Genomic DNA, 10,426 nt, shown 5'->3' with positions numbered 1-10,426 from the left:
TGGGGGGGGGTTGGGGGTCTCCCCCCCCCCACCCCCATGACTGGGGCTGCGCGCTAGCCGCCGGCGCGCTCGACCACGAGTGAGGTGGAGACGGAGCCGTCGGACGAGCTGTCGACGTTCTCTTCCTGGGCGTTGTTGATGATCACGACCAGCGTCAGCGCTCCGGCGACGACCGCCACGATGCCGAGGATCAGCCCGGCCAGGGCCTGGCCGCCGTTGGTCGCCTCGCCCCGCGTAGCCTTCCCGCGGCCGAGCGCGCCGAAGATGATCGCGAGCACGCCGAGGATCATCGCGAGCACGTTGGTGAAGAAGAGAACGGCGCCGATGATGCCGAGCACCAGGCCCGCGACGCCCATCCCGTTGCTCGGCGCCGGGGGCCCGGGGTGCCAGCCGGAGCCGTAGCCGCCGCCGGAGTAGCCCGGATAGGCCGGGTAGCCGGCGTACGGGCTGCCGCTGCCGTAGCCCGTGGTGCCGTACGGGTCGGCTCCGTACGGGGGCGGGTACGAGTACGAGCCGGGGCCCGTGGGTGCGATCGGTGGCGGCGGCACCGCGCCGGAGCCGCCCTGCGGCGGGACCTGCTGCTGGTGGCCGCCCGGGGACGGCATGGCGGTGATCGTCGGCTGCTCCGCCACCGGCGGTATGCCCTGGCGGGGCTTGTCCAGTGGCACCTGCTGCTCCGGCGGAGCCCACGGGTCGCGCGGCCCGGGCTGCCCGGGCTTCGCGGTGTTGTCGGACATGTTCCTCCCCTACGGACGTCCGGCAATGCTACGGCCTGCGCACGGAGGGCGTCCGGGGTGCACCGGGCCATACCTGGACCGTGCCCGGTCCGGGCCGCACGTCCGGCCCGAGGCTCCGTGCCCCCGCCCCGTACCGGGGCGCGCACCGGTTCCTGCCTACGATGATCCCTGCCCGGAACCAGCGACTCGTCCCCAGGAGGACCGATGGCCGATCTCCACACCTTCATCGCCGGGCTGCCCAAGGCGGAACTCCACGTCCACCACGTCGGCTCCGCCTCCCCCCGCATCGTCGCCGAACTCGCCGCCCGGCACCCCGACTCCAAGGTCCCCACCGACCCCGAGGCGCTGGTCGACTACTTCACGTTCCGGGACTTCGCCCACTTCGTCGAGGTGTACCTGTCCGTCGTGGACCTGATCCGCAACCCCGACGACGTACGGCTGCTCACGTACGAGATCGCCCACGACATGTCCCAGCAGAGCATCCGTTACGCCGAGTTGACGGTCACCCCGTTCAGCTCGACCCGCCGCGGCATCCCCGACGCGGCCTTCGTCGAGGCCATCGAGGATGCCCGCAAGGCGGCGGAGACCGAACTCGGCGTGATCTTGCGCTGGTGCTTCGACATTCCCGGAGAGGCGGGGCTCGAAGCGGCCGAGGAGACCACGCGGATCGCCGTCGGTCTGAAGCCCGAAGGGCTGGTCTCCTTCGGCCTCGGCGGACCGGAAGCCGGCGTCCCGCGGCCGCAGTTCAAGCCGTACTTCGACCGCGCCATCGCCGCCGGGCTGCGCAGCGTCCCGCACGCGGGCGAGACGACCGGGCCGCAGACGATCTGGGACGCGCTGACGCACCTGCGCGCCGAGCGCATCGGGCACGGCACGAGCGCCACCCAGGATCCGCGGCTGCTGACCCACCTCGCCGAGCACCGCATCCCGCTCGAGGTCTGCCCGACCTCCAACATCGCGACGCGGGCCGTGGCGAACCTCGACGAGCACCCCATCAAGGAGATGGTGGCGGCCGGTGTGCTGGTCACCGTCAACAGCGACGACCCGCCGATGTTCGGCACCGACCTCAATACCGAATACGGCGTCGCGGCCCGCCTCCTGGACCTCGACGAGCGGGGCGTCGCCGCGCTCGCCAAGAACGCCGTCGAGGTGTCCTTCCTCGACGAGGCCGGCAAGTCCAAGCTGGCCGCGGAGATCGACGGATACACCGCCTCGTGGCTGCAGTAGCCCGGGCCGCCGCGCCCGCGGCCGCGGTGGCCGTCGCCCACCGCGGCGACCCCTACCGCGTCCGCGAGAACACGCTGCCGTCGCTGCGCTCCGCGCTGCGGCAGGGCGCGGACGCGGTGGAGATCGACGTACGGCTCACCCGCGACGGGGTGCCCGTACTGCTGCACGACGCGACGCTCGAGCGGCTGTGGGGGGTGGAGCGGCCGCTCGCCGGAGTCACCGCGCGGGAGCTGCGGGAGCTGACGGGCGGCGGTGTTCCCACACTCCGCGAGGGACTCGCGGCGGTCTGCGAAGGGTCCGCGGCCCGGCCGCTGATCGACGTCCCCGATCCGGCGGCCGTGCCCGCGGCCGTGGCGGAGCTGCGCGGGTCCGGCTTCGCCGACCGCGCGTACTACTGCGGCGGCGCGAAAGCCATGCTGGCCGTACGCGCGCAGGACCCGGACGCGGAGATCGCCCTCACCTGGACCACGCTCGCCCCGCCACGCCCGGCCCTGCTGGCGGCCGTCCGCCCGCGCTGGCTCAACTACCGCTTCGGCCTGCTGAGCGAGGACCTGGTCGCCCGCATCCACGCCGACGGCCTTCTGGTCTCCGCCTGGACCCCGGACACCCGCCGCTCGATGTCGCGCCTGCTGCGCCGCGGCGTCGACTCGATCACCACCAACCGCATCGACTGCCTGCGACGGGTGCTGGGCGGGTGACGTCAGCCCCGGGGGAACTTCTCGGTCGAGAGGACCAAATCGACGACCGTGCCCATGAGATCGATCGGCTCGCCGAATTCGACGGTCCGCTTGGTGCGGTAGTCGTCGTCCTTCGGCTCCGTGAAGATCTGGCACTGCCCTTGGTAAGGATCAGCGATCAGATAGACGGGGACGCCCGCCGTGGCGTACGTGGCCTTCTTTGTGCCGTAGTCATTGGCGCGCGTCCCTCGGGAGATGACCTCCAGCACGAACTCGACATCGCGATACGACCATTGGCCATCCTCGTCCGGCTCCGCCCCCTCGGCCATTTTCGTCAAGTCGGGGCAGAAGCCGTTGAGGTAGCCGGGGAAGTCGATGCGTACGTCCGAGGTGATCTTGGCGTCTTCCCCGAAGCGATCCTCCAGCTGTCGCAGCACCCTGCGAATAATGTCCCAGTGCGTCGTACGCTGCGGCGCCATGTAGACGATCCCCTCGACGATCTCGGCCTTGAAGCCTTCGGGGACTGGCATCCGCTCGAGCTGCTCGAACATCTTGTCCAGGCTGGGCTCGCCGCTTTCGGCCATCTCGACCTCGATCCTGTCGATCAGCTCGATGGTCATCGTGCCGCTCCTCCCCACAACGCGCACAGGCGCGCAGCCGCGTAGTACAACGATACGCACGGCACCCGGTCACGCGTTCCCCCATGGCCGGTCCCGGAACGGCGGTGGGGGGACCCACCCCCCCTCCTGCTGGGGCGCCCCACCACTCGTATCCGCTCGTATCCGCGTTCAGCTGTTCATGGACGTCATCACGTGCTTGATGCGCGTGTAGTCCTCGAACCCGTACGCCGACAGGTCCTTGCCGTAGCCGGACTTCTTGAAGCCGCCGTGCGGCATCTCGGCGACCAGCGGAATGTGGGTGTTGATCCACACGCAGCCGAAGTCGAGCTTCTTGGACATCCGCATGGCGCGGCCGTGGTCCTTGGTCCACACCGAAGAGGCGAGCGCGTACTCGACGCCGTTGGCGTACGCGACCGCCTGGTCCTCGTCGCTGAACTTCTGGACGGTGATGACCGGGCCGAAGACCTCCTTCTGGATGATCTCGTCGTCCTGGTTGAGGCCGGAGACGACGGTCGGGGCGTAGAAGAAGCCCTTCTCGCCGACCCGGTGGCCGCCCGCCTGGACCTTGGCGTGCGAGGGGAGGCGGTCGATGAAGCCGGTGACCTGGGCCAGCTGGTTGGCGTTGTTGAGCGGGCCGAACAGGACGTCCTCGTCGTCCGGTTGCCCGGTCTTGGTGTCGGCGGCGGCCTTGGCCAGCGCCGCCACGAACTCGTCGTGGATGGACTCGTGGACGAGGACGCGGGTTGCGGCCGTACAGTCCTGGCCGGCGTTGAAGAAGCCCGCGACCGAGATGTCCTCGACCGCCTTGGCGATGTCGGTGTCCTCGAAGACGACGACCGGGGCCTTGCCGCCGAGCTCCAGGTGGACCCGCTTGAGGTCCTTGGAGGCGCTCTCGGCGACCTGCATGCCGGCCCGTACGGAGCCGGTGATGGAGGCCATCGCCGGGATCTCGTGCTCGACCATCAGGCGGCCGGTGTCGCGGTCGCCGCAGACGACGTTGAAGACGCCCTTGGGAACGACGGAGCCGATGATCTCGGCGAGGAGCACCGTGGACGCCGGGGTGGTGTCGGACGGCTTGAGGACGACCGTGTTGCCCGCGGCGAGCGCCGGGGCGAACTTCCAGACGGCCATCATCATCGGGTAGTTCCACGGCGCGACCTGGGCGCAGACGCCGACCGGCTCGCGCCGGATGATCGAGGTCAGACCGTCCATGTACTCGCCGGCCGAGCGGCCCTCGAGCAGCCGGGCGGCACCCGCGAAGAAGCGGATCTGGTCCACCATGGGCGGGATCTCCTCGGACCGGGTCAGCCCGATCGGCTTGCCGGTGTTCTCGCTCTCGGCGGCGATGAGCTCCTCGGCCCGCGCCTCGACCGCGTCCGCGATCTTCAGCAGGGCCTTCTGCCGCTCGGCCGGTACGAGGTCGCGCCAGGCCGGGAAGGCGGCCGCGGCGGCCTCCATGGCGGCGTCGACGTCCGCGGCTGCGGACAGCGGCGCGGTGGCGTACACCTCGCCCGTGGCCGGATTGACCACCTCGGTGGTCCGCCCGTCGGCGGCGTCCCGGAACTCCCCGTCGATGTAGTTGCGCAGACGACGCAGCTCGGTGGTCACGTGCCACCCCTCCTGTCAGATGTCCGATGGGTGAGACACCCAGCCTAGCCAGTGTGGTGACGCTTTCGACATACCCGCCACCCGGTGACTACGAAATCAGTGATGCCTGAGGACTGCAACAACGAATTTCATCGATCTGGGCTTGCCAGACAGTCGAGTCCTCATGCACAGTGTCGCTCGTGGCCACACGAGACAAGAACGGCAACGCGACGATCGACTCCGTTTCCCTGGCGATCATCGAACAGCTCCAGGAGGACGGACGGCGTCCTTACGCGGCGATCGGCAAGGCCGTGGGCCTTTCCGAGGCCGCGGTCAGGCAGCGCGTGCAGAAGCTCCTCGACCAGGGCGTGATGCAGATCGTCGCCGTCACCGACCCGCTCACCGTCGGCTTCATGCGCCAGGCGATGGTCGGCATCAACGTCGAGGGCGACCTCGACCCGGTCGCGGACGCGCTGACCGACATGAGCGAGGTCGAGTACGTCGTCGTCACCGCGGGCTCGTTCGACCTCATCGTGGAGGTCGTCTGCGAGGACGACGATCACCTTCTCGAAATGATCAACAAGCGGATCCGCACGCTTCCCGGCGTGCGCTCCACCGAGAGCTTCGTCTACCTGAAGCTCAAGAAGCAGACTTACACCTGGGGAACCCGATAGCCATGAGCGCCGACGCCGCTTCTCCGACCAGCACAGCCAAGACGGCGTACGACCACCTGTGGATGCACTTCACCCGCATGTCGTCGTACGAGAACGCGCCCGTCCCGACCATCGTCCGCGGCGAGGGCACGTACATCTACGACGACACCGGCAGGAAGTACCTCGACGGCCTCGCGGGCCTGTTCGTGGTGCAGGCGGGACACGGCCGCCAGGAGCTGGCGGAGGTCGCCGCCAAGCAGGCCTCCGAGCTGGCCTTCTTCCCGGTCTGGTCCTACGCCCACCCGAAGGCGGTCGAGCTGGCCGAGCGCCTGGCGCACTACGCTCCCGGGGACCTGAACAAGGTCTTTTTCACCACCGGCGGCGGCGAGGCCGTCGAGACCGCGTGGAAGCTGGCGAAGCAGTACCACAAGCTCACCGGCAACCACACCAAGTACAAGGTGATCTCGCGGGCCGTCGCCTACCACGGCACCCCGCAGGGCGCCCTGTCCATCACCGGCCTGCCCGCGCTGAAGGCCCCCTTCGAGCCGCTGGTCCCCGGCGCGTACAAGGTGCCGAACACCAACATCTACCGGGCCCCGATCCACGGCGACGACCCCGAGGCCTTCGGTCGCTGGGCCGCCGACCAGATCGAGCAGCAGATCCTCTTCGAGGGCCCGGACACCGTCGCCGCGGTCTTCCTGGAGCCGGTGCAGAACGCCGGCGGCTGCTTCCCGCCGCCGCCCGGATACTTCCAGCGGGTTCGCGAGATCTGCGACCGGTACGACGTGCTGCTGGTCTCCGACGAGGTCATCTGCGCCTTCGGCCGGCTCGGCACGATCTTCGCCTGCGACAAGTTCGGCTACGTTCCGGACATCATCACCTGTGCCAAGGGCATGACCTCGGGCTACTCGCCGATCGGCGCGGCCGTCATCTCCGACCGGATCGCCGAGCCGTTCTACCGGGGCGACAACACCTTCCTGCACGGCTACACCTTCGGTGGCCACCCGGTCTCCTCGGCGGTGGCGCTGGCCAACCTCGACCTCTTCGAGCGCGAGGGCCTGAACCAGCACGTGCTGGACAACGAGTCGGCGTTCCTGTCGACCCTGCAGAAGCTGCACGACCTGCCGATCGTCGGCGACGTCCGCGGCAACGGCTTCTTCTACGGGATCGAGCTGGTCAAGGACAAGGCGACGAAGGAGTCCTTCACGGCCGAGGAGTCGGAGCGCGTGCTCTACGGCTTCGTCTCGAAGAAGCTCTTCGAGTACGGGCTGTACTGCCGGGCCGACGACCGCGGCGACCCGGTCATCCAGCTGTCGCCGCCACTGATCTCCGACCAGTCGACGTTCGACGAGATCGAGCAGATCGTCCGCCAGGTCCTCACCGAGGCCTGGACCAGGATCTGACGCCGGTCCCGCGCTGACTGATCCGCCGCACCGGCGGATCAGTCAGAGCCTCGGCGGATCAGTCAGAGCCACTTCAGGGCGAACCAGAGGTCCATGCGGACATCCGGGTCGCCCAGGTCCGTGTCGAGCAGCTCCGCCGCCCGCGCGATCCGCTGCCGCACGGTGTTGCGGTGAACGCCCAGCGCCACGGCCGTACGGTCCCAACTGCCGTGCAGCGACAGCCAGGCGCGCAGCGTCTCGGCCAGCGCCGGTGCCCCGTCGAGCGGCGCCAGCCGGGTGCGGGCGAGCGCACGCGCCTCGTCCGGCCGGACGAGCGAGGCCACCCCGCCGGCGGCACGGCCCCGGTGCTGTACGAGAGGCGCGCGCTCGGCCACAGCGCGGCGCAGCGCGCGTTCCGCCTCGGCGTCGCCGCGCGCCAGTTCACCCGCCGGCACCGGCGGCCCCGCGCCCAGCGTCCACCCCGTCTGCGCCGCCACCGGACCGCCGCCGGGCACGAGCGCCCGCAACTCGTCCCCGTCCACATCGATCAGCGTCGTCCCCAGCCCGGCGGCGAGCTCGGCCGCCCACATCGCCTCACCGGCCCTGGCCCGCCCCCGCCGCCGACCGCGCACGACGGTCCACATCCCTCCCGTCGGAGCCGGGCCTTCGGCCGGGCCGCGCACCACCGGCTGGTCCCCGGCCCCGCGCGCGTGGACGGCCCCGGGCCGACGTACGGCCGAGCCTTCGGCCCGGCGCCCCGCCTCGCGCCGGGAGGCCGCTGCGTCCGGCCGCGCGCCGCTCTCCCCCGCCGCCCCCTGGCCGGAGGCCACGAGCAGCGGCGCCACCGCCTCCGGTTCCGCCCCGAGCATCAGCCGGACCAGAGCCGCCGAGCGCCCGGCACCCGCGCCCGCCGTACGCGGCCCGGTCAGCAGCGACAGCAGGACCACCGCGACCCCCGCGATCGCGCCGTCGACCGCGTCCCGGCGCGCGGCGCACACGCCCAGAGCAAGGCGCCCGCCCGAGGGCGCCGGGCCCGGCAGGCCGTACGCGCTCAGGTGCAGCAGCTCCCCCTCCGGACCGCCCACGGTGTCCGCCGCCGAGGACGGGCCCGGGCGGAGCCGCGCCGCCAGCGCGGTCAGGGCCGTGCGGACGGCCGCCTCGGGCCGCGTACCGGCCGCGGACAGCTCCGCTCCGTCGGGCCCGAGGAGCACCGCCCAGCCGCTCAGGTGCTGCGCCAGCTGCCGCAGCACGGCAGGGACCGGATGCGACCGGGCGGCGGCGCCGGCCAGGGCCTGCTGCGCCTCGGTCATCCGGCGCAGCTCGTGGTGGCGCCGCGCGGCCGCCGCCTGCCACATGGCCCGGGCCACGGCCGTGAAGGTGGTCTCCCGCGGCACCTCGACGAGCGGCAGCCCGTACTGCTCGCAGGCCTCCACCAGCGCCCGCGGCACCGCGTCGTGCACGGGCGCGATGCCGAAGCCGAGCGCCGCCGCGCCCGCCTCGACGGTCCTGGCCACGTAGCGGTCCCAGTACGTGCCGGTGCCCTCGCTGTGCGGGCAGTGCACCCCGGCGCTGAGCAGCATCTCGCCACCCAGCAGATACGGAACCGGGTCCTCCATCTCGCTGGTGTGCACGGCGTACACGGGCCGGTCCTCACGCGGGCCCGCGACCTGGCGAAGGCCCAGCTCCTGCTGCTCCAGCAGGACCGACAGCGGGACGGGAACAGTGGGCGGCACGAGCTCGGTCATGACCGGACTCCCATGGATGGTTCGTACGTTCCAGGACGCCCTGGTGTTGGAAACGTACACTTCTCGGCCACGTCGGCGACACCTAGGGTCACACCCCAGGAATCCCGCCTCCAGGAGTCCCCCTCCCTGAAGGACCCCCGTCGCAACCGAGGAGAGCCCATGGCCGTCGACTACGCAGTGATCGTCGTCTATCTGGTGGGCATGCTCGCCATGGGCTGGTGGGGCATGCGCCGCGCCAAGTCCAAGAGCGACTTCCTGGTCGCCGGGCGCCGGCTGGGCCCGGCGATGTACTCGGGCACGATGGCCGCCATCGTCCTGGGCGGCGCCTCGACCATCGGGGGCGTCGGCCTCGGCTACCAGTACGGGCTATCCGGCGCCTGGATGGTCGTCACCATCGGCCTCGGACTCCTCGCCCTGAGTATCTTCTTCTCGGCCCGCATCGCGCGGCTGAAGGTCTACACCGTCAGCCAGATGCTGGACCTGCGCTACGGCGGCTCCTCCGGACTCATCTCGGGCGTCGTGATGTGGGCGTACACGCTGATGCTCGCGGTCACCTCGACCATCGCCTACGCCACCATCTTCGACGTCATCTTCGGCCTCGACAGAGTCGTGGCGATCATCCTGGGCGGCACGATCGTGGTCGCGTACTCGACCCTCGGCGGCATGTGGTCGATCACCCTCACCGACATGGTGCAGTTCGTGGTCAAGACGATCGGCGTGCTGCTGCTCCTGCTGCCGATCGCGGTGGTCAAGGCGGGCGGCTTCTCGCAGATGGCCGACGAGCTGCCGGGCGGCTACTTCTCGCCGATGAGCATCGGCGGGCAGACCGTCTTCACGTACGTCCTGATCTACTCCTTCGGCATGCTCATCGGGCAGGACATCTGGCAGCGGGTGTTCACCGCCCGCAGCGACAAGGTCGCCAAGCTGGGCGGCACCGCCGCGGGCGTCTACTGCCTGGCGTACGCGGTGGCGGGCGCGGTCATCGGCACCGCGGCCAAGGTCCTCTACCCGAAGCTGGGCAGCCCCGACGACGCGTTCGCGACGGTGGTGCGGGACGCGCTGCCGATCGGCGTGAAGGGCCTGGTGCTGGCGGCGGCCCTGTCGGCGGTCATGTCGACCTCCTCGGGCGCGCTGATCGCCTGCGCGACCGTCGCCAACAACGACATCTGGTCGCGGCTGCGCGGCAAGGTGACGCCGGGCGGCGGCGAGGGGCCGCATGACGAGGTGAAGGGCAACCGCGTCTTCATCCTGATCATGGGCGCAGCGGTGATCTGTATCGCGATCGCCCTCAACAACGTCGTCGAGGCGCTGACCGTCGCGTACAACCTGCTCGTCGGCGGCCTGCTCGTGCCGATCCTCGGCGGGCTGCTGTGGAAGCGCGGTACGGCCACGGGCGCGCTCGCCTCGGTCGGCGTGGGCGGCGTGACGGTCGTCGCGCTCATGGCCTGGAAGGGCATCCTCGCCAACGAGCCCGTCTACTACGGTCTGCTGGCCTCGCTCGCGGCCTACGTGGTGGTCAGCCTCGCCACGAAGCCGACGGACGCGGCGGTCCTCGCCGCCTGGCGCGCCCGCCTCGCGGGCGAGTCACCCGCCGAGGCCCCGGCGGCACAGGCCGCCGCCCCGGCCACGGCCGGGGCATGAATCCCCGCGTGCGGCGCCCGCTCCCCCCCGTGCGGGCGCCGCACGCGGCCTCCCCTGCCACGCCGCGCGTGCCCCCGCCGCCCGGCCCCGGCAGGGACCGGCCCCCGCCGCCGCGGGGGCCCATGGCGCGCGGCGCCCGCTCCCCCCGGGCGGGCGC

Annotated in this window: 9 protein-coding genes; 5 read left to right on the top strand and 4 right to left on the bottom strand. The window is 71.2% G+C overall.

Annotated elements, in window-relative coordinates:
- Positions 1 to 53: 53 nt before the first annotated feature.
- On the bottom strand, positions 54 to 737 hold the full coding sequence (locus ACTWQC_RS35455) for a DUF4190 domain-containing protein (RefSeq protein WP_443319986.1): 684 nt from the start codon (positions 735 to 737) through the stop codon (positions 54 to 56).
- A 204-nt stretch (positions 738 to 941) separates the two neighbouring features.
- Here ACTWQC_RS35455 and ACTWQC_RS35450 point away from each other — a divergent pair, with 204 nt between their 5' ends.
- Complete coding sequence (locus ACTWQC_RS35450; protein ID WP_443319985.1) at positions 942 to 1,964, top strand: adenosine deaminase; 1,023 nt, start codon at positions 942 to 944, stop codon at positions 1,962 to 1,964.
- On the top strand, positions 1,952 to 2,662 hold the full coding sequence (locus ACTWQC_RS35445) for a glycerophosphodiester phosphodiesterase (RefSeq protein ID WP_443319984.1): 711 nt from the start codon (positions 1,952 to 1,954) through the stop codon (positions 2,660 to 2,662). The genes ACTWQC_RS35450 and ACTWQC_RS35445 overlap by 13 nt, the downstream gene beginning before the upstream one ends.
- A gap of 2 nt (positions 2,663 to 2,664) precedes the next feature.
- Here ACTWQC_RS35445 and ACTWQC_RS35440 read toward each other — a convergent pair whose 3' ends face one another.
- Together ACTWQC_RS35440 and ACTWQC_RS35435 are read right to left on the bottom strand one after the other, a co-directional pair.
- Positions 2,665 to 3,261 carry a Uma2 family endonuclease gene (locus ACTWQC_RS35440; protein WP_443319983.1) on the bottom strand — a complete coding sequence of 199 codons (597 nt, stop codon included), beginning with the start codon at positions 3,259 to 3,261 and terminating at the stop codon, positions 2,665 to 2,667.
- Positions 3,262 to 3,429: 168 nt separating this feature from the next.
- Entirely contained in the window at positions 3,430 to 4,869 is a 1,440-nt protein-coding gene (locus ACTWQC_RS35435) for a gamma-aminobutyraldehyde dehydrogenase (protein ID WP_443319982.1), read from the bottom strand.
- Positions 4,870 to 5,048: 179 nt separating this feature from the next.
- On the opposite strand from ACTWQC_RS35435, the gene ACTWQC_RS35430 reads away from it, so the two are divergent.
- Together ACTWQC_RS35430 and ACTWQC_RS35425 are read left to right on the top strand one after the other, a co-directional pair.
- Complete coding sequence (locus tag ACTWQC_RS35430; protein ID WP_443319981.1) at positions 5,049 to 5,522, top strand: Lrp/AsnC family transcriptional regulator; 474 nt, start codon at positions 5,049 to 5,051, stop codon at positions 5,520 to 5,522.
- 2 nt (positions 5,523 to 5,524) lie between these two features.
- Positions 5,525 to 6,904 (top strand): aspartate aminotransferase family protein, encoded by a 1,380-nt coding sequence (locus ACTWQC_RS35425; protein ID WP_443319980.1) that lies wholly within the window; start codon positions 5,525 to 5,527, stop codon positions 6,902 to 6,904.
- A gap of 62 nt (positions 6,905 to 6,966) precedes the next feature.
- Here the strand turns inward: ACTWQC_RS35425 and ACTWQC_RS35420 are convergent, their stop codons facing one another.
- Positions 6,967 to 8,628: a PucR family transcriptional regulator gene (locus tag ACTWQC_RS35420; protein ID WP_443319979.1), complete on the bottom strand. Its 1,662-nt coding sequence runs from the start codon at positions 8,626 to 8,628 to the stop codon at positions 6,967 to 6,969.
- Positions 8,629 to 8,787: 159 nt separating this feature from the next.
- Between ACTWQC_RS35420 and ACTWQC_RS35415 the strand changes: the two genes are divergently transcribed.
- Positions 8,788 to 10,269: a sodium:solute symporter gene (locus tag ACTWQC_RS35415; RefSeq protein ID WP_443319978.1), complete on the top strand. Its 1,482-nt coding sequence runs from the start codon at positions 8,788 to 8,790 to the stop codon at positions 10,267 to 10,269.
- The last annotated feature ends 157 nt before the right edge of the window (positions 10,270 to 10,426 follow it).

Source organism: Streptomyces sp. 8N616 (assembly GCF_052246385.1).
Taxonomy (GTDB): Bacteria; Actinomycetota; Actinomycetes; order Streptomycetales; family Streptomycetaceae; genus Streptomyces.
Note: the sequence above shows the minus strand (reverse complement) of the source record. Positions and strands in the feature narration are given on the sequence as shown.